The organism is Ruania alkalisoli, from assembly GCF_014960965.1.
Taxonomy (GTDB): domain Bacteria; phylum Actinomycetota; class Actinomycetes; order Actinomycetales; family Beutenbergiaceae; genus Ruania; species Ruania alkalisoli.
Window position 1 is genome coordinate 1,586,742 of sequence record NZ_CP063169.1, and the last position, 24,474, is coordinate 1,611,215.

Genomic DNA, 24,474 nt, shown 5'->3' on the forward strand with positions numbered 1-24,474 from the left:
CCTCGATATCCAGCGACCCCGCGGCGCGCCCACCCGGCGCGCGAGTTGGCCCACGACTTCGTAAGGCGGCAGGCTAGGCACGTGAGTTCGACCCCCGCAACTTCGCCGCCCGAGCCGGGCACCGATTCCGACGACGCCTACGAGGACCTCGCCGGCCGCGTGCCGATGGTCGAGGTTATTGAACACCTGCTCACCAACGTTGACGCAGCGTCGCTGCCGCTTGAGGTTCCCGGCATCGGCGAGTATCGCGCTCGCAGGGACAGGTTGGCCACCCAGATCCGCCACCACCTGTTGCCACGGCTCAAGCAGGTGGCCGCCCCGGTCATCGTCGTCGTCGGCGGTTCCACGGGTGCGGGCAAGTCCACCATCGTCAACTCCGTCGTGGGCGAGGAGATCACCGAGGCGGGGGTGCTGCGGCCCACGACCCGTCAACCCGTCCTGGTAGTTCACCCCAAGGACGCCGAGCTGATGGACGAGCACCCGGTCACCCAGGTGGCCGGCGTCTCGACCACCGAGAACATCCCCCGGGGGATGGCACTGCTGGATGCGCCGGACCTGGACTCGGTCCATGCCGGCAACCGCGGCCTAGCCGACCAGCTCGTCGAGCTGGCCGATCTCTGGGTGTTCGTGACCACCGGCTCCCGGTACGGCGACGCTGTGCCATGGACGCGACTGAGGGCAGCATCCGAGCGAGGTGTCTCGCTTGCCGTCGTCCTGAACCGGGTGGATCCGGATGCGCTTTCCACAGTGCGCCGGGACCTGTTCGAGCGCCTCGACGGTCAAGGGTTCGGCTCCGTACCCTTCTTCGTGGTTCCCGACGTCGGACCGCATGAGGGTGTTCTGAGCGAGGACCGGATCCGCGAGTTCACCCAATGGCTCACCGTGCTCGGTGCGCGCAGCCAGTCACGCAGCGTCATTGCGCGTACCGTGCGCGGCGCGTGGCCAGCCCTGCGCCAGGATGTCCAGCAGGTGGCCTTAGCCCTGGAGGAGCAGTGGCGGGCTCGGGTCAGTCTGCGCAATCAGCTCACCGGCGCCGCGACCGGTTCCGCGGACCAGGTGCGGGAGGATCTGACTACCGGCGCCGCTGCCACCGGCGCACCGACGACGGCCTGGCTCTCCGGGGCCAGTACGGGCGGGCCGTTGGCACCGTTGGTCGCCCCGGCCGCCAACCTCTTCGAGTCGTGGCGCTTCCGCCGCGCCGCGCCTGCCCGCGCCGAGGCGATCCGTTCGTTGCGAGAGGTTGCCGTGCAGGCCGCCCGTACCCTCATCGACGAGGCTGCTGAGCGGGCGGAACGAGCCATTCGGACGACGGCGGAGCAGTCCGACGCCGGACGTCACCTCGCCGCTTCAGTCACCGCCGAGGAGTGCCGGCAGGCACGTGCCGAACGACTCACCGTGCTCTTCGCTGAGTGGGACGACGTCGTGGCGGAGCTGTGCGAGACGCTGCCGTTCTCCGGTGAGGACGCTGGCCTAGACGGCGGTGGTAAGGCAGCCTTGGTCGAGGCCGCGGCTGTCGGCCTGGACGGGGCCGCACGCGCAGTGACGCGCTTGCTGGGGGAGCGAGGTGACGCCGTCGTGGGACGCTTGAGCAGCGACCTGGGCTCCTGGGCGCACATGGCCGTCACAGCCGAGTCCGAACCGTTCGTCGCTACGCTCGACGCGTTGGGTATGGATGAGGACTCTGCCCGTAGCCTGCGCCTGCGAGCCTCCGAGCTGAAGGGGTACATGTGAGTGAAGTCGTCGAGACCGCCCGCCCGGCCGATGGTGTCGGCACCGTGCTCGGTCACCGGGTGGAGGAGATCTCGGCAGCGCTCGACGCCGCTGGTGACCTGATCCCCTCCGAAGCCCATGACCAGGCTCAGGCGGATCTTCGGCGCGTCATGCGCCGGCTCGAGCTCGGCGTGGACTACACGGTCGTGGCCCTGGTCGGAGGAACCGGGTCCGGCAAGTCGAGCCTGTTCAACGCGGTCTCCCATCTTGAGTTCGCAGATGTCGGTGTGATCCGCCCGACGACGGCGCGCGCTGCGGCCTGCGTGTGGGGCAGCAAGGCGACGGCGCTGCTGGACTTCCTCCAGGTCGCACCGGACCGGCGCATCCAGCGTGAGTCCGCCCTCGACGGTGACTCCGAGGACGATCTGGCGGGCTTGGTCCTGCTGGATCTGCCCGACCATGACTCGGTCGAATCCGGCCACGCCGATCAGGTCCAGCGTCTGTTGCCGCTCATCGATCTGCTCGTGTGGGTCGTGGACCCGCAGAAGTACGCCGACAACGTCCTGCACGAGGAGTACCTGCGAGCACTGGCCGACCGGCACGAGGCGATGGTCGTGGTGATCAACCAGATCGACCGCCTGCCGGATGCCGCCCGCGACCGCGTGCGGTCCGACGTGCAGCGCCTCCTGGTCGAGGACGGTCTTGCCGACGTGCGCATCGAGATGGTCTCCGCCCGGGAAGGCTCCGGGGTCGACCAGCTCCGTGCGCTGCTCGCGCGGGTGATCAGTGGAGAGTCGGTTGCCGCGCGGACCGCGAGGGACGAAACCGCGGCGATCTGCCGGCGGCTCTCCGTGCACCTCGGGCCGCAGGATCCGCAACCGCCGTCAGCGCAGGAGACTGCTGAGCGCCTCGCACTGGCCGCCGGAGTGCCCTCGGTCGCCGAGTCGGTCCGGACCGCCGTCAGCTCGGCGCGCGCCGTTGCCCTGGCGCCTGTGCAGGAGCCGGCGAGTAGCAGGATCCAGGCGATCCGGGACCGATGGATTGCGCAGGCCACCGAAGGGCTCCCGGGAGCGTGGACAGAGGCCGTGCTCGAAGGGGTGGCGTCATCGGAGGAGTTCGGGGCGCACGTCTGGCAGGCGCTGTCGGGCTCCGCGCTCCCTTCTGGTCGTGACCGGGCCGCTGCGACGTTGCGGCTGCTCGGGCTCGTCATCGGCGGCTTCGCCGTGGCACTGGTGATCGCCGCTGGAGCCGTGATGTCCACCTCGGGTGTGGTGGCGGCATCGATGGCCGGGGCCGCACTCGCGCAGGTGTTCGTGTGCATCGCGTTCCTGATCGCGGCTCGTCGCCGGCGCCGGCAGACGGGGCACGAGCGAGCCGAGGACTACCTCCAGCGCACAACCGATGCACTCCGGGTCGTGGTCGAAGATGATCTGGTCGAACCAACGGCGGCACCGCTGCAGCGTCACGCGATCGTGCGCCGAGGTATCTCCTCGCCTGATCGCTGACTGGTCTGCCGCAGGGATGGGCCGGCCCATGCCCGATGTTCCTTCGTCCACAGCCCCATGCGGGCGGACCTCGGTTGTCGCATTCCTGCCTGCACTCTGGGTTCAGCGCCGGAGGGCCCGGTGCTGAACTGGAGGAGACGAGATGGTCAACGAGGTGGATGTGACGATCCGCGGCTACATCGGGCACGACCCGACCCTCATGCACGGTGAAGGCAAAGTGCCGTACCTGCGCCTGAATGTGGGGAGCACCCCGCGCATCCGGGACCGTGAGGGTCAATGGTCGGACGGGGCGACGCAATGGTTCGCAGTCAAGTTCTTCGGTGAGTTCGCCGTCAATGTTGCCAGGAGCATCCGGCGGGGAGACGCCGTGGTTGCCCGTGGTCGGCTCGAGCACGAGGAGTACGTGAGCAGGGACGGTGAGGATCGGTGGAGCGCCACGATCATCGCGAACGCGTTCGGGCCGGATCTGCGTCACGCCGAGGCGAACGTGCGCCGGAGCAGCTGGGCAGCCGAGGTGGCCCAGCGAGCGGCGGAACGGGCCCAGCACGGTCTTCCGGATGTCTCCGGCATGGAGGAGGTGCCCGAGAACTGGGACACGAGGACAGATCAGGCTGAGTTCGGCACCGGCGATGCAGATGGTGCTGACGACCCGCAACACGACGGGGCAGATCCCGGTGAGCTGGCGTCCACCGACCGACCGGTGAGCGAGGAGTTGCTGGTCGAGCGGGTCTCCGCCTGAGCAGATGACTCGGCCACAGGTACACCCCAGTGCGTCGAGGGCCGTAGGCTGGGAGATGCGATCCACCCGAACTGATCTGGGAGAACTGTGGCCGAGTACATCTACTCGATGGTGAAAGCGCGCAAGGCGCACGGTGACAAGGTCATCCTCGACGACGTGTCGATGTCGTTCCTGCCCGGTGCGAAGATCGGCATGGTCGGCCCGAACGGAGCCGGAAAGTCCACGATCTTGAAGATCATGGCCGGTCTGGACACCCCCTCCAACGGAGAGGCACGGCTTTCGCCCGGGTACTCGGTGGGCATCCTGTTGCAGGAGCCGCCCCTGAACGAGGAGAAGACAGTCCTCGGCAACGTCGAGGAGGGCATGGGCGCGATCAAGGCAAAGCTCGACCGCTTCAACGAGATCGGCAACTTGATGGCCGAGCCGGACGCCGACTTCGACGCCCTGATGGCAGAGATGGGAAGTCTGCAGGCGGAGATCGACGCGGCGGACGCGTGGGACCTGGACTCCCAGCTCGAGCAGGCGATGGACGCGCTGCAACTACCTCCGGGCGAAGAGGCGGTCACTCACCTCTCCGGTGGCGAGCGGCGCCGCGTCGCGCTCGCCAAGCTGCTGCTGGAGCAGCCCGACCTGCTGCTGCTGGATGAGCCGACGAACCACCTCGACGCCGAGTCCGTGCAATGGCTCGAGCAGCATCTGGCCAAGTACCCCGGCGCCGTCATTGCCGTCACCCACGACCGGTACTTCCTCGACCACGTGGCAGGCTGGATTGCCGAGGTCGACCGTGGTCGTCTTTACCCCTACGAAGGCAACTACTCCACCTACCTGGAGAAGAAGGCTGCACGGCTGGACATCCAGGGCAAGAAGGACGCCAAGCTCGCCAAGCGACTCAAGGACGAGCTGGACTGGGTGCGTTCCTCCGCCAAGGGGCGGCAGGCGAAGTCGAAGGCTCGTCTGGCCCGCTACGAGGAGATGGCAGCGGAAGCCGAGCGCACTCGCAAGCTCGACTTCGAGGAGATCCAGATCCCGCCTGGTCCACGACTGGGATCGGTGGTCATCGAGGCCAGCGATCTGCGGAAGGGCTTCGGAGACCGGCCGCTGATCGATGGCCTCTCCTTCACGCTGCCCAGGAACGGCATCGTCGGCGTCATCGGCCCGAACGGTGTCGGAAAAACGACCCTCTTCAAGACGATCGTCGGCTTGGAGCCGCTCGACGCTGGCGACTTGAAGGTTGGCGAGACCGTCGACATCTCGTACGTCGATCAGGGGCGCGGTGGGATCGACCCCAAGAAGACGCTGTGGGAAGTGGTCTCCGATGGCCTCGACTTCATCCAGGTCGGGAACGTGGAGATCCCCTCGCGTGCGTATGTCTCTCAATTCGGTTTCAAGGGCCCCGACCAGCAGAAGCCGGCCGGTGTGCTCTCCGGTGGTGAACGCAACCGGCTCAACCTTGCCCTGACCCTCAAGCAGGGCGGGAACCTGCTGCTGCTGGACGAGCCGACCAACGACCTGGACGTGGAGACGCTCGGCAGCCTTGAGAACGCGCTGCTGAACTTCCCGGGCTCGGCGGTGGTCATCTCCCACGACCGGTGGTTCCTCGACCGCGTCGCCACGCACATCCTTGCCTATGAGGGAACCGACGAGAACCCCGCGAACTGGTACTGGTTCGAGGGCAACTTCGCCGACTACGAGGCCAACAAGGTCGAACGGCTCGGACAGGAAGCGGCCCGTCCGCACCGGGTTACCTATCGCAAGCTCACGCGGGACTGATCCGGATGGCGCGGGTGCGCGTGCCGGTTCCGGTCCGCTGGTCAGACCTGGACGCCTACGGGCACGTCAACAACGCTGCGATGCTGACCCTCCTGGAAGAGGCCCGCATCGCGACGTTCTGGACGAACGGCCAGGTCGCCAGCGGTACAAACGTCCTGGCCGGCGGCCCGGAGGCGAGCAGCTACACGCTGGTGGCGCGCCAGGAGATTGAGTACCTCGCGCCGCTCGGGCACTCCCATGAACCTGTGATGGTCGAGTTGTGGATCGGGCGCATCGGCGGTGCGAGCCTTGAGGTCTGCTACGAGTTGCTCTCACCCGGCGGGGCGGTTGCAGCCAAGGCGGCGACCTCCATCGTCATGGTGGACGCTGCCACCGGACAGCCTCGGCGACTCAGCGACGAAGAGCGCGCGGCTCTTGCCCCGCTCGTCGAGGATCCGATTGAGTTCAGGCGCCGCTGACACAACACGGCGCCGACCGTGCCCGACCGTGCCCGACAGTGCCTGATCGTGCCGGCCCGGGTGCGGACAGAAGAACGGGGCAGCCCGCCAGGGCCGCCCCGTTCGTGGTGGGTTCCCGTGCGATCAGCTCAGCGGGGTGAAGTCCCGGCTGGCGATGTGCTCCGGTCGCGGTGCCGGTGCTGCATAGGGCTCCACCAGTGCGTTCTCAACGGAGTTGAACACCATGAACACGTTCGACCGGGGGAACGGGGTGATGTTGTTCCCGGAGCCGTGCATGATGTTGGAGTCGAACCACAGGGCGGAGCCGGCCGGACCGGTGAACTGGTCTATCCCGTACCGGTGGGCCATCTGCGTCACCGCCTCCTGGCTGGGAACGCCCACGGTCTGCTCCTTCAGCGAGGACGTGTGGTTGTCCGCTGGGGTTTCACCCACGCCTGGGGCGTAGGTTTGGTGCGACCCTGGCATCACCATCAGTCCACCGTTGAACGGGTAGTTCGGCGTCAGCGCGATCGAGCAGCTGACGGCCCGCGGTAGCGGCATCCCGTCCTCGGCGTGCCAGGTCTCGAAATCTGAGTGCCAATAGAACCCGCTGCCCTTGAACCCGGGCATGTAGTTGACGCGGGTCTGGTGCAGGTACACCTCGGAGCCGAGCAACTGCCGGGCCCGGTCGAGTACGCGTGGGTCGCGGCTCAGGGCGTCGATGGCCTGGCTGAGCTTGGTCACCTCGAACACTGAACGGACGTCGCCCGTCGACTTCTCGGTGATCAGACGCGGGTCGCCTGTCAGCGAATCGTCGGAGGAGAGCCGGCGCAACTCGGCGGAGTAGAGCTCGATCTCGTCGCCGGTGATGAAGTCCTGGAGGATCGTGAAGCCACGCTTCTCGTGTTCCTCCAGGGCGTCGGCGTCGAACGGACCGTCCGCGGCTGAGCCCCAGACAGTCTGGTGCTCGCGTTCGAACGCCGGACCGGGCACCTCTCCGGTGCGGGTCGGGTAGAGATCCTGCTGGATCGTCGTGGTGGTCATGGCCAATTCCCTTCTCCCGGGACGTTCCGGGTGTCGTGAACTTTCCTTGTCCGTCCTAGTGGCCTAGGCCGGACCCACCAACGTCGAAGGCTGCGACTCCTCGCCCGCTCCGGATCGGAACAGGCGAGGAGCCGCAGCCCTCGCGTGAGGCTTCAGGCTTCCTCAGTGACCAGCGGGTAGACCCCGTTCTCGTCGTGGACCTCCCGACCGGTCACCGGGGGGTTGAACACGCACACCGTACGCATATCGGTGCGCGGAAGTACACGGTGCTTGTCGTGGTTGTTGAGCAGATACAGCGATCCGGGCTTGAGCTCGTGCACCTCGTTGGTCGCGAGGTCGATGATCTGCCCCTCGCCTTCGACCACGAAGACGGCCTCGTAGTGGTTGGCGTACCAGAACTCGTTCTCGGTACCCGCGTACAGCGTGGTCTCGTGCACCGAGAACCCGACGCCCTCCTTGGCGAGCACGATGCGCTTGCTGCGCCAGTTGGGGGTCTTGATGTCGGAGTCGGTGTCGTTGATCTCATCGATGGTACGCACGAGCATGGGGCTTCTGCCTTTCGAATCGGTGGCCGTAGTCGGGCCGGGGGATGGAGTGGCTCTCAGGCCGAGAGCACAGTAGCCACGGAGTCGGCGATGATGTCCAGTCCCCGGTTCAGCTCCTCGTCGGTGAGGGTCAGCGGCGGCAGCAGCTTGACCACCTCGTCCTCGGGACCGGAGGTCTCCACGAGCAGCCCGCGTGTGAAGCACTCCTTGGCGACCTCGCCGGCCTTGGCGGACTCTCCGAACTGCAGTCCTCGCGCCAGGCCCCGGCCCTTGGAGATGAGGTTGGCGTCGGGGTACTTGGCGACGAGAGCGTTGAACGCTCCCTCGATCACCATGCCCTTGGCAATGGTCGACTTGTGGAGGCTGTCGTCGCTCCAGTACTGCCGGATCGTCTCGGCGCCGGTAGCGAAGGCCGGGGCGAATCCGCGGAAGGTGCCGTTGTGCTCACCGGGCTCGAAGACGTCGAGCTCGGGCCGCACGAGCGTCAGCGCGAGCGGGAGTCCGTAGCCGCTGATGGACTTCGACAGCGTGATGATGTCGGGCACGATTCCCGCCTCTTCGAAGCTGAAGAACGGGCCGGTCCGGCCGCAGCCCATCTGAATGTCGTCGACGATCAGGAGCATGTCTTGCTTCTTGCACAGCTCCGCAAGGCCCTGCAGCCACTCCACGCGGGCGCTGTTGATGCCGCCCTCACCCTGCAGCGTCTCCACGATCACAGCCGCCGGTTCGTTCAAGCCGGAACCGGCGTCCTCAAGCAGCCGCTCCAGGTACAGGAAGTCGGGCACGTCATGCTCGTCGTCGAAGTAGTCGTCGTAGGGCATCGGGGTGGCATGCACCAGCGGGATGCCGGCGCCGCCCCGCTTCATCGAGTTCCCGGTCACGGACAGTGCACCGAGGGTCATGCCGTGGAATGCGTTCGTGAAGTTGACGATCGCCTCCCGGCCGGTGATCTTTCGCGCCAGCTTCAGCCCGGCCTCGACAGCGTTGGCGCCTCCGGGACCAGGGAACATGACACGGTGGTCCAGACCCCGGGGCTTGAGGATGTTGTCAGAGAAGGTCTGCAGGAACTCGCTGCGGGCAGTGGTGAGCATGTCGAGCGAGTGCACCACGCGGTCCGAGCTCAGGTAGTCCAGCAGTACCTGCTTCATGTGCGGGTTGTTGTGTCCGTAGTTCAGGCTGCCCGCACCAGCGAAGAAGTCGAGGTAGGCAGTGCCGTCCTCGGCGTACATGGTGGCGCCCTGTGCTCGGTCGAACACCACCGGCCAGGAGCGGGAGTAGCTCCGGACGTCAGATTCGAGCGCCGTCGTATCGGTCGTCATCAGACTCATGCCATTCTCTCGTGGTCGCGGCTGGTATCAGCCATCATCGGTGAACGTGAATTCTCGTACGGCGGTCCGTCAAACCCGGGCCAGTGCCGGATCCGGCGGGCTCAGTGGAGATCCATACCTGTGATCTCGAGTCGTGGCTCACTCGGGTGATCGTCGGGGAAGTCCTCGGCGCTCACCCCCTCGGTCCAACTCAGGGTGCCCCCGTGTGCGCGCGCTACGGCCGCAAACAGGGCGCGCGAGGCGTCGTTCGACTCCTCCACAGTCGCCTCCAGCGTCGTGCCCTCGGAGTGTGCGTGCAGGAGATCCTCCAGCATGCGCCGGGCGAGACCTCGGCCTCGAGCGCGGGAACTGACCGCCACCTGCCAGACGAACAGATGATCTGGCCGTTCCGGGGGCTGATACCCCAGCACGTAGCCGACTGGCTCCCCGCCGAGCAGTGCGATCCGGCAGGTCGCGGCGAAGTCCGCGGCGAAGATCAGGTAGGCATACGAGGAGTTCAAGTCCAAGCCGCACTCGCGGGCCAGGTTCCACATGGCTGCGCCGTCGGCGACGACGGTGCGGCGGATCTCCAGGTCGTCGTTCGATGTCGAAGGGCTCGGGTCTGCTGATGTGGTCGCCATACGGACCTCTACGGTAGCCATTGTGCTTCCGGATGGGAACCAGCGCATCGCTCCACCGACGCCGTATGGGCCGCGTCGCCTTCCCCTGTCAGCGGTGTGGTGATGCGGAAAGGTCAAGGGTCGGCTACCACCCTCCGGGGGTCGTCCAGTTCAGTCCGTATAGTGAGACGAATCGGGTGCTCGCGGCGTGATGTCGCGGAAATGAGGGCTGGGTCACAGGTGTCAGGGGGTGTGTGTCCCATCGATCGAGGCAGGGTCGGTAGCCAGCCAGTAAGGTGTGAGGCGTGCACCCGGTGGAGCGTCGATGACCAGTCCGCTGCGACGAGATATCCATGCTGTTCTGTTGCCAGGTTTCTCCGGCACCGCGGTTCCGCACTGGGTTGCTGAGGCCGAGGATCTGGGCGGCGTCCTGCTGTTCGGCCAGAACACGCCTGACCTTGAGACCACGGTCGGCCTCACCCAGGCGTTACGTGCCGCGCAGCCCGGGTTGCTGGTGGCGATCGATGAAGAGGGTGGGAATGTCTCGCGTCTGCAGGCCCAGGAGGGTTCCGACCTGCCGGCACCGGCCGCCCTCGGTGCCATCGACGACGCCGCGCTGACAGAAGCCTGTGCACACGCGATGGGAGATCTCATCGCGGCCTGCGGTATCGACCTCACGTTTGCGCCCGTGCTGGATGTGGCCGCGCGGCCCGACAATCCCGTGATCGGTCCCCGGTCCTTCGGTGCAGACCCTGCGCTGGTGGCGCGGCACGGACGGGCAGTGATCCGAGGGCTCCGTGCCGCCGGTGTGCTCAGCGGCGGCAAGCACTTTCCCGGGCACGGTGACACCGACGTCGACTCTCATCTCGCGCTGCCGCGCCTGGACGTGACGGACGCTGAACTCAGTGCACGCGACCTCCCGCCCTTCGTCGAGGCGTTCGCCGAACGTATGGATACGCTCATGGTCGGGCACCTCATCGTGCCCGCCTGGGATCCGCACTCGCCTGCGTCACTGTCCGCGGTGGCGATCGACCGTGCGCGCGCTCTGGGCTTCACCGGCCCGGTAGTCACCGATGCGCTGGACATGAAGGCGGTCTCGGCGGACGGCGTCGGCGCGGCCGCGGTGCGGGCGCTCGCCGCCGGAGCGGATCTGCTGTGCCTGGGTTCCACTGCCGAAGTTCCCGACGACGCAGCTCACTTCTTCCATGTGCGCGACACGATCGAAGACGCCGTCCGGGCAGGAGAACTCGACGCGGGCCGTATCCGCGAGGCAGCCGAACGCGTACGAATGCTACGCAGCCGCTCCGGCCGGCCGGTGCCGGACCTCCAACGTGTCAGAGCGCGCGTCGAGACTCTCGGCCTGGAGGCCGCCAGGCGCGGGCTGCGCGTCCACGGTGACGTCGGGTTGCGGGCGGGGGACGTCGTCGTCGACCTGATCACTCGCTGGGACCAAGCGGCCGGTGCCACCTCCGGGCCGGTCGTCCGCGAACTCACCAACGTCCTCGGACTGACGCCGCTGAGTGCAGCTGATGTGCCCCGTGTGATGGCCGGCGCTCGCCTGGCAGTCGTGGCCCGGGAGTCTGACGGTCGCCTGCTCCGTCTACTCGCTGACTACCCGGACGCGGTTCTCATGCATGTCGGGGTGGAGGGTGCGGCCCCGGATCACCCGCATATCGTCTACACCCACGGGATCGCGCGAGCCAGCGCTCGCGCGGCAGCCATCGCCTGCGGCTCTTCCAGGAGACTTCGCACCGGCGACGTTCAGGAGGACACATGACACCGCACCCGCAGGACACGCCATTGCATGTGCAGTCCGCCACGGAGGACCGCAATCCGCGCACCACCGAGATCGATACGCTCGCCTCGGGCGACCTCGTGCGTCTGATCACCACCGAGGATGCTGCCGTCGTACCGGCCGTGGCCGCGGCGGGCCCGCAGATCGCGGCTCTGGTTGACCTGGCAGTCGATGCGCTCGGCTCCGGCGGGCGGATCATCTACGTCGGGGCCGGCACGTCAGGTCGCCTCGGCGTGCTCGACGCGGTCGAACTGCTGCCCACCTACCGCGTGGGCTCTGACCAGGTGGAGGCGTTCCTCGCCGGGGGAAGTGAAGCGATGACTGCTCCCGTCGAGGGGGCTGAGGACGACCCCGCGGCCGGAGCGGCGGCCGTGGCGGAGGTCGGGCCGGGCGATCTCGTGGTGGGCCTGGCGGCGAGCGGACGCACGCCTTTTGTGGGCGGTGCCCTGGAACGGGCACGGTCCCGCGGCGCCGCGACCGGGCTGATTGCCTGCAACCCGCGTGCCACGCTCGCCTCGTCGGCCGATGTGGCCGTACTGGTCGATACCGGCCCGGAGGTGGTCACCGGGAGCACGCGGATGAAGGCAGGTACCGCGCAGAAACTCGTGCTCAACACCTTGTCCACCGCGACGATGGTGAGGCTGGGAAAGACCTACTCGAACTTGATGATCGACGTGCTGCCGACGAACGAGAAGTTGCACGCCCGGATCGTGCGAATGCTCGCGCAGGCCACCGGGCGCCCGGCCGATCAGTGCCGGGCGGCGCTGACCGAGGCGGGAGACGTGCGCACGGCGCTCGTGTGTCTGCTCGCTTCAGTGGACGCGGTCGCGGCGCGCGCCGCACTGGCGCAAAATCCCCCGGACCCCGCGCGCGCGGGGGATCCGGCGGGGATCCGAACGGCCGTCGCCGAGCTCGGCGGACAAGCCGTCGCGCCCGGCGAGTAGACCCGCCGAGCGCGACGGGCGATCAGCGCAGCCAGGGCAGGCGCTGGACGATGGTGGTACCCGCCCACCACTTGCCCAGGCCCCAGGTGTCCCCGGCGAGAGTGACTGCGGCGATGATCAGCAGCAGCGCTTCGTGCCAGTGCGAGTCGATGATCGGGTTGGTGGCCGGCTCGCCGATCCAGGGCAGTGCCACCAGGTACATGAACAGCATCAGCAGCGCGCCGCTGACGGCGGCGATGCGCAGACCGGCCCCGGTGATCATGGCTACGCCGATACCGAGCAGACCGATCATGAACAACGCGTCCCCGAACGGGTTGAGGAACAGATCCTGGAACAAGCCTGCCAGCGGTTGCGACGGGTCGAGGTTGCCGAGGTACCCCTGGGCGGGTGTGCCACCGTTGATCCAGGCACGTTCAGATGGGGTGGTGAAGCCGAGGCCGAAGGTCTTGTCCAGGAAGGGCCAGAGAAAACTGAAGCCGATCACGATACGGCCGATCGCGAGAGCCCGTCGGGCCCACACGGAACGGATGAGGTCTTCCTGCGTCCTCACGCTCGTGGCGGTCTGAGAGAGTGTCGTGCTCATCGTCGGTGTCCTTGTCTACGTGGGTTCTGGTGCGAACCCCGTGACACGCAGTCTCCTCCGGCGCCGTCCCCCCGCCCTAGGGCCGAAGGTCCCACGGACTCTCTCCTGTCCGCGGGTCAGCCTTGGCTCTGCGGCACCCGGAGCATCCCCTCCTGGGCGATCGTCGCGACCAGCCTGCCACTGCGGTCGAACACCTTCGCCTCACCCAGGCCACGACCACCCTGGGCGGAGGGCGAGGACTGCGCGAACAGCAACCACTCCCCAGCGTCGACATCCCGGTGCCACCACATGGCGTGGTCGAGACTGGCCACACTCGCTTCCCTGGTCATCCACGACAGGCCGTGTCTGCGCATGATCGGCTCCAGCATCACCTGATCGCACGCGTAGGCCAGCATGGCCCGCTGCTGTAGCTGATCACCGGGGATCGGTGCCCGTGCCCGCATCCACAGGAACTGCCGGTCCGAGTGTTCTGCGGCAGGTCCGGTGAACAGGTTCCCGCTGACATGGCGCAGATCGAAGGCGCCGTTGCGGTAGAAGAACTGCGCGACCGGGTGGTCGAGCGAGTTGAACAGGGCCACCGAGCTCGGCAGCGACTCCGGCTCGGGTACCTCCGGCATCGGATCAGCATGGTCCAGTCCTGGCTGCTCGGATTGGAAGCTCGCGATCATCGACAGGATCGGCTTGCCGGATTGCAGCGCGTGGGTCCGCCGAGCGCTGAACGATCGACCATCTCGCAGCCGCTCCACGGCAAACGTGATCGGATCCTCCAGCGACCCGGGCCGCAGGAAGTAGCCATGGACTGAGTGCGGTAGTCGGCCGGGGTCCATCGTGCGCCCGGCGGCCAGCAGCGCTTGCGCGAGCACCTGCCCGCCGTAGACGCGGCCGTGCAGCTGTGGCAACGAGGTTCCGACGAAGGTGTCAGCGTCGGTCTGCTCCAGGTCGAGCGCAGCCAGCACCGCGGCCAGCGGCATCGGCTCCTCGCGGTGTTCGCTCATCACTCCTCCTCGAAGGTGTTCACCAGGGAGTGCGCGGCGCGCTCCAGGTAGTCCCACAGTGTGGCGCGCTGGATGGGGGCCAGGTCGGCTTCGTCCACGGCCACACGCATGAAGTCCAGCCACCGGTCTCGGGCGGCGGGGGAGACCCGGAACGGCGCGTGCCGCATCCGCAGTCGCGGGTGACCGCGGGTCTCGGAATAGGTGGTCGGCCCGCCCCAGTACTGCTCGAGGAACATCCGCAGCCGGTCCTCGGCGGGCCCGAGATCGGCATCGGGGTACATCGGGCGCAGCAGGTCATCGCCGGCGACTTGCTCGTAGAAGCGGTGCACGATGCGGCGGAAGGTCGCTTCGCCGCCGACCGCTTCGTAGAAGGAGGGCTGGCGTTCGCTACGCAGCGGCCCCGCGGCGGATAGCCCCAGGGTGGGGCGGTTGCCTGCAGCGCTCTCGGGATTGGTGCTCACCGTCCCAGCGTAAGAGATCGCGCGGACGGGCGTAGCCGACGCACGACGGCAGATGCGAGCCGGGCGACCTGTCCATGGTCCTCAGCAGGCCGTTCCCGCTACAGCGCCAGGTCGGCGAGTACGGGGAGCGCCTCACGCACCGCGCGCCGTGCGCCGTCTGCACTGTCCGCGGCGAGAGCGAGCCCGGCCGCCGCCTGGCACTCCTGGTGGGTCACCGCGCCGAGTAGGGCGGCTACGTCCCCCAACGCCCGTGGTGTCATCGACAGGCTCGCTACGCCCAGTCCCACCAGCACGGCAGCCAGAGCCGGTGAAGCGGCGGCCTCTCCGCAGACCCCGACAGGGCGTCCCTGCGCCTGTCCACCCATGCATGTGAGCTGGATCAGCCGCAGCACCGCCGGGTCCCACGGGGTAGACAGGGGTGCGAGCGCACCCAGGAGCCGGTCGGCCGCGAGGGTGTACTGCACGAGGTCGTTGGTGCCGATCGAGGCGAACGCAGCGCGTGCCAGCAGCGGCCCGGCGAGCAAGGCTGCGCTGGGCACTTCGACCATCACCCCGGCAGTCCGGAGCCCGTGTGCCGTACAGCGAGCCACGAAGTCCTCGGCCTCGGCCACCCGGCTGATCATCGGAGCCATGACCCACACGTCCGCCTCGTGCTCGCCGGCGGCCCGGGCGATCGCCATCAGCTGGTGGTCGAGGACGTCCGGGTTCTGCCACGACGTGCGGTAGCCGCGTACCCCCAGCGCGGGGTTGGTCTCGTCGGTATCTGTCAGGAACGGGAGTGGCTTGTCCGCCCCGGCGTCCAGGGTGCGGATCACGACCTTCTTCCCTGCGAACGCCGCCATCACGGGCCCATAGGCCGCGACCTGCTCGTCGATGGTGGGCTCGTCGTCCCGATCCAGGAAGCAGAACTCAGTCCGGAACAGGCCCACCCCCTCGGCTCCCGAGGCGGCGGCGGGCTCGGCGTCTTCCGCCTCCCCGACGTTCGCGAGCAGCTCTACCCGATGGCCGTCCTTCGTGGTGCCCGGGGGAGTGAACGTGCGCACGGTGGTCCGCTCGCGGGCTGCAGTTACCGCTTCCTCGGACGGGTCCAGGTAGACCTGACCGGCCCCACCGTCGACGAGGACGACCATGTCGGTGCTGATCTGCTCGACTGCCTGCCCGATACCGACGACGGCGGGGATGCCGATCGCCCGGGCGAGGATTGCGGTGTGCGAGGTAGGTCCGCCCTCTTCGGTGACAAGACCGCGGACGACCTCCGGATCCAGTTGCGCCGTATCGGCTGGAGCCAGGTCGCGGGCGAGGAGGATGAACGGTTCCTCCCGGCGCGGCACTCCCGGCGTGGGCGCGCCCAGCAGGTGCGCCACGATCCGGTCCCGCACGTCGATCACGTCGCGCGCACGTTCGGCGAGGTAGCCGCCGAGCGACTCGAACTGGTCGGCAACCGCACCCGCGGCCTCCCAGATTGCCCGCTCTGGGCTGACCCTGTCCGCGCGCACCCGCTCCTGGGCATCACGCACCAGCGTCGGGTCCTGGGCGATCTGCGCTGTGGCCTCCAGCACATCTCGTGCCGTGCCGTCGGTCGCCTCCGCTCGGTCGGCCAGGTCTCTCCCGACGGCGCTGGCCGCCTCCGCGATGGCCGCAGCGCTGGCCTCGGGATCGGCCGAGCTGCGCCGTTTCGGTGGCTCACCGGCGGCACTGGTCATCCACACCGCCGGACCGGCGGCGCGCCCTGGTGAGACACCTGCTCCCGAGATGACTACCGGATGGTCGCCGTGCGTCATGGATCGCCTCCCCGTCGTTGGTTGCTGATCATTGTGCTGGTGGGCAGTGCCCAGGGCCACGCGGTTGTAGAGTGGGATGTATCACAGAGCGATCACATCGACGAAGAAGGAGTGGACGTGACGAAGGCTGAAGAGTTCCTCGCGGCACTGGGCGGCGACCAGAACGTGGTCGACCTGGAGCCGTGCATCACGCGGTTGCGGGTCGAGGTGACCGACCCGGGGCTCGTGAACGAGGACGGCCTACGTTCACACGGTGCCTTCGGTGTGGTGCGGTCCGGTCGCGTGGTGCAAGTGGTCGTTGGGCCGGAGGCGGATGATCTTGCTGCCGAGATTGACGGGCTGCGCTCGGGGGCTTGACCCTGCGGACGCTGGTCGGAGTGCGGTGCCGATATCAACTGCTGGTGCCGACGCGCCCGTCACCAGTGTCTCTGGCAGGATCGGGCCAAGCAGATCATGGTGAGCCGGATCGATGCTGGAGCGGACCGCCATGCCGCCGAACCGACTGATGGGGAGCGTTGGACCACGCCGTGACCGAAGTGAGCACTGACGCCCTGAGTGAAGACTTGCGTGCGCTCGCGGCTACCTACGGGGTGGCGACCGACTTCTGGGATTTCCACGGCGAGCACCGGGACGTCCCGGCTGCCACGGTGCGTGCTGCGCTCGCTGCGATGGGAGTGCGAGCCGGCTCCGCTGAGGAGATCCTCGCCGAGCGCACCCGCGCCGATCTCGCGCCGTGGCGCCGCGTGCTGCCTCCGTGCGTGGTGATGAGGCAGGGGACTGAAGCCACCGTGCCCGTCCATGTCGACGACGGTATGGCAGTGCGGGCACATGTGGTGCTCGAGTCCGCAGGCATCGTCGAGCTCGCACAGTCGGATCGCTGGGTCGAGCCGCGAACGATCGACGGTCGGTCCGTCGGTGAGGCGACCTTCATCTTGCCGGACGATCTGCCGCTGGGATGGCATGAGGTCGTGGTTGTGGTCGGGCTCGACGAGGAGAGCCGTGCACCGCTGGCCGTCACCCCGGTCACACTCTCGCTCCCGCAGTTGCGAGAGGACCTCGGAGGCCGCGCGTGGGGCCTGATGGCGCAGTTGTACTCGGTGCGCTCCCACCGCTCGTGGGGCATCGGGGACTTTGCGGACCTGGCCGAGCTCGGGGCGCTCGGGGCCGAGGTCGGGGCGGATTTCTTGCTCATCAACCCGGTGCATGCGGCCGAGCCGAGCGTTCCGATCACGCCGTCTCCCTACCTGCCGGCGACGAGACGGTTCGTCAACCCGATCTACATCCGTCCCGAAGAGGTTGCCGAAGCGGCGTACCTGCCCAATAACCAGCGCACGCTCCTGGAGTGGGGAGCACAGTCGGTGCAGGTCATGAACACCGATGCTTCGCCCTTGGACCGGGATGAGGTCTGGCAGGAGAAGAAGTCGGCTCTCGAGACGATCTTTGCCGCGGGCAGAAGCCGCTCGCGACAGGGCGAGTTCGACCGGTTCCGCACTGAACAGGGACAGGGTCTGGAGGACTTCGCACTGTGGTGCGCCGCCCGGGAATCCTTCGGTTCGGATCAGTGGCCCCTCACCGACGGCGCCACCTCGGGGGCGATTGCCGCGCTGCGTCGTCAATTGGCGGAACGGGTCACCTTCCACTGCTGGTTGCAGTGGGTGGCAGATGAGCAGTTGGCCAGGGCACAGCGGGTCGCGCGCGAGGCCGGTATGCGGATCGGAATCATGCAGGACCTGGCGGTCGGCGTGCATCCGGACGGGGCCGACTCGTGGTCGATGCGGCACGTGCTCGCCCGGGGGATGTCGGTCGGCGCGCCGCCGGACATGTACAACCAGCAGGGTCAGGACTGGTCCCAGCCGCCGTGGCGGCCCGATGCACTCGCCGAGGTGGGGTATGCCCCCGTGCGCGATCTGGTCCGTACGGCACTGCGTCATGCGGGTGCGCTCCGGGTTGACCACATCATGGGTCTGTTCCGGTTGTGGTGGATACCCCACGGATGCAGCGCGGGCGAGGGTACCTACGTCAGCTACGACCACGAGGCGATGGTCGGCGTGCTGGCGCTGGAGGCGCACCGGGCCGGGGCCGTGGTGATCGGTGAAGACCTGGGAACGGTCGAACCGTGGGTGCGCGACTACCTGAGCGAACGGGGAGTGCTGGGCACGTCGGTGCTGTGGTTTGAACAGGAGGATGCTCGTCCCAGGCCGCCGGAGGACTACCGCGAGCTGGTGCTCGCGACCGTCACCACCCACGATTTGCCGCCCACCGCCGGCTACCTGGCCGAGGAGCACGTCGATCTGCGGCACCGTCTCGGACTGCTGACTGAACCGGTGGAACGCGTACGACTGGCCGCACGAATCGAGCGAGAACGCATGCTCCAGGGTTTGCGTGAGCGGTTCCTGCTGCCTGAGGACCCCACGGAGCGGCAGATTGTGGAGGCCCTGCATCGCTACATTGCCCAGACACCCGCCGTCCTGGTGGGGGTCTCGCTCGCCGATGCGGTGGGTGAGCGCCGCGCTCAGAACCAACCCGGCACCGACACCGAGTACCCGAACTGGAAGATCCCGTTGGCTGACGGTGCCGAACAGGCTGTGCTCGTCGAGGATCTTCCGGGCAACGCCCGGTTCGCGTCGCTGCTGACGGCCCTGACCCACGAGCTCCGCGAACGTGGGTGAGGACGGTCGATGACGCTGCATGTGCTCGCCCCGGTGTCAGGGGACGTGATGGCGATGTCGCAGGTTCCGGACCCGGTCTTCGCGCAGGAGATCGTCGGCCCTGGGGCCGCCATCGACCCGTTGACTGCCGCCGGTGGTGACCCCGTGGACGTGCTCGCCCCGATCTCCGGGCGCATCCTGAAACTACACCCGCACGCCTTCGTGGTGGTGGCTGCGTCGGGTCAGGGGGTGCTGGTGCATCTGGGTGTCGACACGGTCCAACTCGGCGGCGAGGGCTTCACTGTGCATGTGGCCGAGGGTGAGAGCGTGGAACGACGTCAGCGGATGGTGACATTCTCGCCACGGGAGATTGCCGACGGCGGACGCTCGCCCGTGTGTCCGGTGGTCGCGCTGGAGGCGGTGACAGACACGGTACGAGTCAGCCTGCGCGCATCCGTCCAGGCGGGGGAGCCTCTGTTCGAGTGGATTGGTTGAGGGCTCAGCCCGCCGAACGGTCCGCCTGCTGTGCGGCCAGGGCTCGTCGTACCGTGTCGCGGTTCTCCAGCATCAGGCGGCGCAGCGCCGGCGTCCGGTCGCCGAGCTGATCGAGGAAGGCGTCGGTGCGGGTGAGTACGTCCACCCCGGTCGAGGTGTCGATGTCGGCGATCCGGGAAGGGTACAGACCGACCACGATGTTCTGTGCGATCTCGTTCGTACGTTCGGCCCACACTCCCTCGATCGCTTCGAAGTAGCGATCAGCGAAGCCGGCCAGCAGGGCTCGGCCTGCCTGCCCGTGCACGCGTGCGAAGCCAGCGATCAGAGCGCTCTGGACGGCATTCGGGAGGTCGCCGGCATCCACCACGGAGGCCCAGACAGCCTCCTTGGCCTCCCTCGTCGGCAGGGACGCCCGGGCAGCTGCCGCGGCTCTGCGTCCGGCCGCGGTGGAGTCGCTCCTCCTCAGCCGCGATCTCGCGCTCGCCGACCGCCCCCAACGCTGCTAGGCCGCTCAGGAGTTCCCATCGCAGATCGGTGTCCACGGTCAGACCCTCGAGAGTTGTCTCGCCCGCGAGTATCCCGGTCAGTGTGGCACGGTGCTGTGCGGTGGTCGCGTGGGTCGCGAACGCCTTGAGGAGCTGGAACTGACTGTCCGACCCAGGTGCGGCTGCGTTGGCGAGGTCCCAGAGTCGATCCGCGACGGTAGTCCTGACGCGTTCGGAGTTCGCCGGGTCGGTGTAGAAGGTCACGGTGGTGGCGAGTTGGCGCAGCAGCACCAACGCCATGGTGGAGTCGGTCTCGGCACCAACACTGTCCGTCACCATGTCGATGAAGCGACGCGCTGGCCACTCCCCGTCCCGGGTCATGTCCCACGCGGAGCTCCAGACCAGGGAGCGGGGAAGGGAATCGGTGAAGTCACTCAGGTGTTCGACGGCAGTCTCCAGCGACTGCGGGTCGAGGCGGACCTTCGCGTACGCCAGGTCCTCGTCATTGACCAGGATCAGCTGCGGTCGGTCGATCCCGACGAAGTCCGGCACCGGGGTGCTTGCCCCGTCGATGTCGAGTTCGACCCGGTGGGTGCGCCGCAGATGCCCCTTGCCATCGATGTCATAGCCGCCGACCGCAATGCGGTGCGGGCGCAGAGCCGGGTGCTCGTCGGGCGCCTCCTGGCTGATGAAGAAGGAGGCGATCCTGCCCATGGAGTCCACCTCGATCTGCGGACGCAGCGTGGTCACGCCTGACTCTTGCAGCCACACACGTGACCAAGCGCTCAAGTCGCGACCACTGGTGGCTTCCAGCTCGGCGAGCAGATCGCGCAGCTCGGTGTTGCCGCGGGCATGCTTGCGGAAGTACGCCTGCACGCCGGCGAGGAAGGCCTCCTGCCCAACCCACGCGACGAGTTGCTTGAGCACCGAGGCGCCCTTGGCGTAGGTGATGCCGTCGAAGTTGACCTCGACGTCCTCGAGGTCGTTGATCTCGGCCACGATGGGATGGGTGGTCGGCAGCTGGTCCTGCCGGTAGGCCCACGACTTCTCCAGTGAACTGAACGTGGTCCACGCCTGCGTCCACCGCGTGGCTTCAGCGGTGGCCAGCGTGGAGGCGTACTCGGCGAACGACTCGTTCAACCACAGGTCGTTCCACCAGCGCATGGTGACCAGATCGCCGAACCACATGTGTGCGAGCTCGTGCAGGATCGTCACGGCTCGCCGTTCGATCGTGGCCTCGGGCACCTTGGACCGGAAGATGTAGTTCTCCACGAAGGTCACGCAGCCGGCGTTCTCCATCGCACCGGCGTTGAACTCCGGCACGAACAACTGGTCGTACTTCTCGAACGGGTAGGCCATGTCGAAGGCCTCCTCGTAGAAGGCGAACCCGGCGCGGGTGATGTCGAGGACGTTCTCCGTGTCCAGGTGCTCGGCGAGCGAGGCCCGGCAGAACACGCCGAGCGGGATAGTCCTGCCGTCGCGTGAGACCAGTTCTCCGGTCTCACGGTGGTACGGGCCGGCCACGAGAGCCGTGACATAGCACGGCAAGATCCCGGTGGGCTCGAAGGTCCAGGTGGCTGCGCCGTCGTGGGTCGCTCGAGGTGCGGGAGTGGGGGCATTGGAGACCACCTGCCAGTGCTGGGCAGCGGTGACAGTGAACTGGAAGGTTGCCTTCAGATCAGGTTGCTCGAAGACGGCGAACATTCTCCGGGTGTCGGCCACCTCGAACTGGGAGTACAGGTAGATCTCGTCGTCGACCGGATCCACGAACCGGTGCAGCCCCTCACCGGTGTTCATGTAGGCACAATCGGCCACCACGTGGAGTTCGTTCTCGGCCCGGAGGCCGTCCAGCTGGATCCGTGAATCGGCGAACACCAGCTCTGGGTCCAGCGAGACACCGTTGAGGACGATCTCGTGCACAGTCGGCGCGATCAGGTCGATGAACGTGCTCGCTCCGGGGGTGGCAGTGAACCGCACCCGCGTCCTCGAGCGGAAAGTTGGTTCGGATCCGGTGAGATCGAGCGCTACCTCGTAGGCGGTGGGTTGGACCGTCGCGGCCCGTTCAGCAGCTTCGATACGGGTGAGGTTCTCTCCAGGCACGAACGTTGCTCCTCATCGATGCGGGTAGACCGGGGTGTGCTACGGCCGGTAGCGCGGTGACACGATCCTGCCATCACGACCGCCACGGGAGCGGCGTCCGGCCATAGGGTGGGTCCATGATCGATCAGCGGTGGGTATTTCGCGACGACGTCGAGGCGACGGAGGCAGCCGACGGGGTCACGCGCCGGGTGCTCGCCTATGACCAGAAGATGATGTGCGTGGAGAACACGTTCGAGACCAGAGCAGTCGGCCCGCTCCACCACCATCCACACACCCAGATCACCTATGTCGTCAGCGGGGTGTTCGACTTCGAGATCGACGGAGTCGTCAGGACCGTCAGAGCTGGCGATTCGATGCTCAAGTCGAGCAACGTCGAGCACGGGTGTCTGTGCCGCGAGGCGGGAGTGCTGCTCGACCTGTTCACACCGATGCGAGAGGACTTCGTCTGAGCGCGCCCCGGCCGGTTGACTACCCGGGTCGGAGCGCGGCATAGAGCGTCATGTCGCGTCGCACACCGTCGATCTCCTGGTGCGAGCGGAGCACGCCTTCCCGCAGGTAGCCGGCCCGCTCGGCGGTGCGAAGGGAGGCGACGTTCCACGGTTCGATGTACAGCTCGATCCTGTGCAGAGCCTGGATGCTCCAGCCGAAGCCCGTCAGCGCGATCAGCGCGTCCTTGGCGTACCCACGTCCACGACATTGCGGTGAGATCGCGTAGCCGCCTACAGCCCGGCCGCTGTCGGATCGCAGGGAGAGGCCAGCGTGGCCGACAGCACGATCGGTTTGCTTGTCGGCCACGGCGAACGAATAGCCCGTCCCTTGCTCGGCCCGGGCGAGCTGGCGCGAGATCCACGCTGCGGCCCCGTCGTCGTCGACCCGCTCAGGCACGGACCCGATGGTGGGGATGTAGGAATCGGCGGCGAACTCCGCCACCAGGTGGGCATCGCTCGCTCTCCAGGGGCGCAGCAGGACCGATCCTGCTGAGGGTGCCTCGGACGGCCACGCAAGACGCATCCGGCCATCATCCCAGACAGCTCCTCCTCGCGGAATGTCGGACGGTCGTTCTCGGTTGGCGACAATGGACATGTCTTGACCTGACGAAGGAGATGTAGTGAGCACTGTCACCCAGACCGCCGCCGACACGATCGAGGCCACGCACACAGACGTCGCCGACTTCTGGTTCGACCCCGCCTGTCCGTGGGCGTGGATGACCTCCCGCTGGATCACCGAGGTGGAGAAGGTCCGTGATATCTCGGTCCGCTGGCACATCATGAGCCTGTCGGTCCTGAACGAGGGGCGGGACGAACTGCCCGAGGGGTACAAGGCGATGCTCGCGCAGGCCTGGGGTCCGGTGCGGGTGATCAATGCTGCCCGGGTGCTGCACGGCGAAGAGTGGGTCAAGCCGCTCTACGATGCGATCGGCACACGCTTCCACCCCGGAGGTCGTGGCGAGGACCGGCATGAGGTCCTGGTCGAGGCGCTTGCTGAGGTAGGTCTTCCCGCCGACCTGATCCGGTTCGAGGACTCCGACGAGCACGATGAGTCCCTGCGTGCCTCGCACGCCGCAGCCATCTCGCGCGTCGGTGAGGACGTCGGTACGCCGGTCGTCGCCTTCAACGGCACGGCGTTCTTCGGACCGGTCATCACCCCCGCACCCAAGGGTGAGGAAGCCGGCAAGCTGTGGGACGGCGTGGTGGCTGTGGCTGCCTATCCCGGCTTCTATGAGATCAAGCGCACCCGCTCCCAGGGGCCGATTTTCGACTGACACCCCTCTCCGCCTCCGGCGGGCGTTCCGGTCAGGTCGTCTGCATGGGCTCCGGCCGCTACCGTAGGTGAGCATTCGGAACCGGACGACGGAGGATCGATGGCCCAGCGCGGCGGCCTTGGACCATGGGGTGTCGCACTCGTGTGCGTGGACGCGCTGCTGATCGTGGCTCTGGTGATCATTCTGGTCACCTGGCCCGACAGCAGCGCTGCGCGGGAGGACCCCACCGGCGATGCCGGCACTGCGACGGGCGGGACTGCGGCGACCGACGGAGCGGGAGCCGGTGGCGATGGGACCGACAGTGGTGAGACCACCGACGCCCCGCAGGTCGACGTGCCCGAGGACGTGCTCGACCTGACTGGCTTCATGCTGCCCAGCGGCAACATCTGGTGCGAGCTCGGCAATGACGCAGCGACCTGCGTGATCGAGTCCTTCTCGTACTCGCCGCCGAGCATCGAGGACTGTGCCGCGGACGACTCCGGGTACCGGTGGGAAGTCTCCGCCGACGGTGCCACGCCTGTCTGCGGTGCGGCACCCGAGCAACCTGGTGGCCTCACCGAGCTCGACTACGGTCAGGCGACGCTGGTCGGCGACATTCTGTGTGAGAGCACCACGGATGGGCCGGTCTGCCGGTCCGTCACCACCGGGCACGGGTTCCAGATCGCGCGCGGAGGCACCCGAACCTTCTGACCCCGGCCCCGCCACTCAGCGAAGCTCGTCATCTCATATGGTGGGATCCATGCGGGGG

The 24,474-nt window shown here is 67.6% G+C and carries 22 protein-coding genes and 1 pseudogene; 13 read left to right on the forward strand and 10 right to left on the reverse strand.

Annotated features, from left to right (window positions below; genetic code table 11):
* Positions 1–81: 81 nt before the first annotated feature.
* The 5 genes from IM660_RS06865 (at position 82) to IM660_RS06885 (ending at position 6,182) form a co-directional block, all read left to right on the forward strand.
* A complete protein-coding gene (locus tag IM660_RS06865) occupies positions 82–1,731 on the forward strand; it encodes a GTPase domain-containing protein (RefSeq protein ID WP_193498610.1) in 1,650 nt (549 codons plus the stop codon).
* Positions 1,728–3,215, forward strand: coding sequence for a GTP-binding protein (locus tag IM660_RS06870; RefSeq protein WP_193498611.1), 1,488 nt, complete (start codon positions 1,728–1,730; stop codon positions 3,213–3,215). Before IM660_RS06865 ends, IM660_RS06870 begins: the two co-directional genes overlap by 4 nt.
* Before the next feature lie 142 nt (positions 3,216–3,357).
* A complete protein-coding gene (locus IM660_RS06875) occupies positions 3,358–3,954 on the forward strand; it encodes a single-stranded DNA-binding protein (protein ID WP_193498612.1) in 597 nt (198 codons plus the stop codon).
* A gap of 87 nt (positions 3,955–4,041) precedes the next feature.
* Positions 4,042–5,724, forward strand: a complete 1,683-nt coding sequence (ettA, locus tag IM660_RS06880; protein ID WP_193498613.1) for an energy-dependent translational throttle protein EttA — start codon at positions 4,042–4,044, stop codon at positions 5,722–5,724.
* Positions 5,725–5,729: 5 nt separating this feature from the next.
* On the forward strand, positions 5,730–6,182 hold the full coding sequence (locus IM660_RS06885) for an acyl-CoA thioesterase (protein WP_193498614.1): 453 nt from the start codon (positions 5,730–5,732) through the stop codon (positions 6,180–6,182).
* A 123-nt stretch (positions 6,183–6,305) separates the two neighbouring features.
* Here the strand turns inward: IM660_RS06885 and thpD are convergent, their stop codons facing one another.
* The 4 genes from thpD to ectA all read right to left on the reverse strand — a co-directional run bounded on the left by thpD (position 6,306) and on the right by ectA (position 9,698).
* Positions 6,306–7,205 (reverse strand): ectoine hydroxylase, encoded by a 900-nt coding sequence (gene thpD / locus IM660_RS06890; protein ID WP_193498615.1) that lies wholly within the window; start codon positions 7,203–7,205, stop codon positions 6,306–6,308.
* Between the two features lie 152 nt (positions 7,206–7,357).
* On the reverse strand, positions 7,358–7,750 hold the full coding sequence (locus IM660_RS06895; RefSeq protein WP_193498616.1) for an ectoine synthase: 393 nt from the start codon (positions 7,748–7,750) through the stop codon (positions 7,358–7,360).
* Positions 7,751–7,806: 56 nt separating this feature from the next.
* Positions 7,807–9,078, reverse strand: a complete 1,272-nt coding sequence (gene ectB, locus IM660_RS06900) for a diaminobutyrate--2-oxoglutarate transaminase (protein WP_193498617.1) — start codon at positions 9,076–9,078, stop codon at positions 7,807–7,809.
* Between the two features lie 101 nt (positions 9,079–9,179).
* Positions 9,180–9,698, reverse strand: coding sequence for a diaminobutyrate acetyltransferase (gene ectA / locus IM660_RS06905; protein ID WP_193498618.1), 519 nt, complete (start codon positions 9,696–9,698; stop codon positions 9,180–9,182).
* Positions 9,699–10,002: 304 nt separating this feature from the next.
* Here ectA and IM660_RS06910 point away from each other — a divergent pair, with 304 nt between their 5' ends.
* On the forward strand, positions 10,003–11,454 hold the full coding sequence (locus IM660_RS06910; RefSeq protein WP_193498619.1) for a glycoside hydrolase family 3 protein: 1,452 nt from the start codon (positions 10,003–10,005) through the stop codon (positions 11,452–11,454).
* A complete protein-coding gene (gene murQ / locus IM660_RS06915) occupies positions 11,451–12,416 on the forward strand; it encodes an N-acetylmuramic acid 6-phosphate etherase (RefSeq protein WP_193498620.1) in 966 nt (321 codons plus the stop codon). The genes IM660_RS06910 and murQ overlap by 4 nt, the downstream gene beginning before the upstream one ends.
* A gap of 22 nt (positions 12,417–12,438) precedes the next feature.
* Here murQ and IM660_RS06920 read toward each other — a convergent pair whose 3' ends face one another.
* From IM660_RS06920 to ptsP, 4 genes are all read right to left on the reverse strand, one after another.
* Positions 12,439–12,999, reverse strand: coding sequence for a DoxX family protein (locus tag IM660_RS06920; protein ID WP_193498621.1), 561 nt, complete (start codon positions 12,997–12,999; stop codon positions 12,439–12,441).
* Positions 13,000–13,115: 116 nt separating this feature from the next.
* Positions 13,116–13,994: an acyl-CoA thioesterase gene (locus tag IM660_RS06925; protein WP_193498622.1), complete on the reverse strand. Its 879-nt coding sequence runs from the start codon at positions 13,992–13,994 to the stop codon at positions 13,116–13,118.
* Positions 13,994–14,389 (reverse strand): globin, encoded by a 396-nt coding sequence (locus tag IM660_RS06930; RefSeq protein ID WP_193499274.1) that lies wholly within the window; start codon positions 14,387–14,389, stop codon positions 13,994–13,996. The genes IM660_RS06925 and IM660_RS06930 overlap by 1 nt, the downstream gene beginning before the upstream one ends.
* A 164-nt stretch (positions 14,390–14,553) precedes the next feature.
* Positions 14,554–16,236 (reverse strand): phosphoenolpyruvate--protein phosphotransferase, encoded by a 1,683-nt coding sequence (ptsP, locus tag IM660_RS06935; RefSeq protein WP_193498623.1) that lies wholly within the window; start codon positions 16,234–16,236, stop codon positions 14,554–14,556.
* Positions 16,237–16,353: 117 nt separating this feature from the next.
* On the opposite strand from ptsP, the gene IM660_RS06940 reads away from it, so the two are divergent.
* From IM660_RS06940 to IM660_RS06950, 3 genes are all read left to right on the forward strand, one after another.
* Positions 16,354–16,593: a PTS sugar transporter subunit IIB gene (locus IM660_RS06940; protein WP_193498624.1), complete on the forward strand. Its 240-nt coding sequence runs from the start codon at positions 16,354–16,356 to the stop codon at positions 16,591–16,593.
* Positions 16,594–16,763: 170 nt separating this feature from the next.
* A complete protein-coding gene (malQ, locus tag IM660_RS06945; RefSeq protein ID WP_193498625.1) occupies positions 16,764–18,905 on the forward strand; it encodes a 4-alpha-glucanotransferase in 2,142 nt (713 codons plus the stop codon).
* Positions 18,906–18,914: 9 nt separating this feature from the next.
* Positions 18,915–19,379 carry a PTS sugar transporter subunit IIA gene (locus IM660_RS06950; protein WP_193498626.1) on the forward strand — a complete coding sequence of 155 codons (465 nt, stop codon included), beginning with the start codon at positions 18,915–18,917 and terminating at the stop codon, positions 19,377–19,379.
* A 4-nt stretch (positions 19,380–19,383) separates the two neighbouring features.
* On the opposite strand, the pseudogene pepN reads toward IM660_RS06950, so the two are convergent.
* Positions 19,384–21,964, reverse strand: a pseudogene (pepN, locus tag IM660_RS06955) (aminopeptidase N).
* 116 nt (positions 21,965–22,080) lie between these two features.
* On the opposite strand from pepN, the gene IM660_RS06960 reads away from it, so the two are divergent.
* Entirely contained in the window at positions 22,081–22,413 is a 333-nt protein-coding gene (locus IM660_RS06960) for a cupin domain-containing protein (protein WP_193498627.1), read from the forward strand.
* A 19-nt stretch (positions 22,414–22,432) separates the two neighbouring features.
* Here the strand turns inward: IM660_RS06960 and IM660_RS06965 are convergent, their stop codons facing one another.
* Positions 22,433–22,975, reverse strand: a complete 543-nt coding sequence (locus IM660_RS06965) for a GNAT family N-acetyltransferase (RefSeq protein WP_193498628.1) — start codon at positions 22,973–22,975, stop codon at positions 22,433–22,435.
* Between the two features lie 97 nt (positions 22,976–23,072).
* On the opposite strand from IM660_RS06965, the gene IM660_RS06970 reads away from it, so the two are divergent.
* Complete coding sequence (locus tag IM660_RS06970; RefSeq protein ID WP_281389306.1) at positions 23,073–23,726, forward strand: mycothiol-dependent nitroreductase Rv2466c family protein; 654 nt, start codon at positions 23,073–23,075, stop codon at positions 23,724–23,726.
* Positions 23,727–23,825: 99 nt separating this feature from the next.
* A complete protein-coding gene (locus tag IM660_RS06975; protein WP_193498629.1) occupies positions 23,826–24,416 on the forward strand; it encodes a hypothetical protein in 591 nt (196 codons plus the stop codon).
* Positions 24,417–24,474 lie beyond the last annotated feature (58 nt).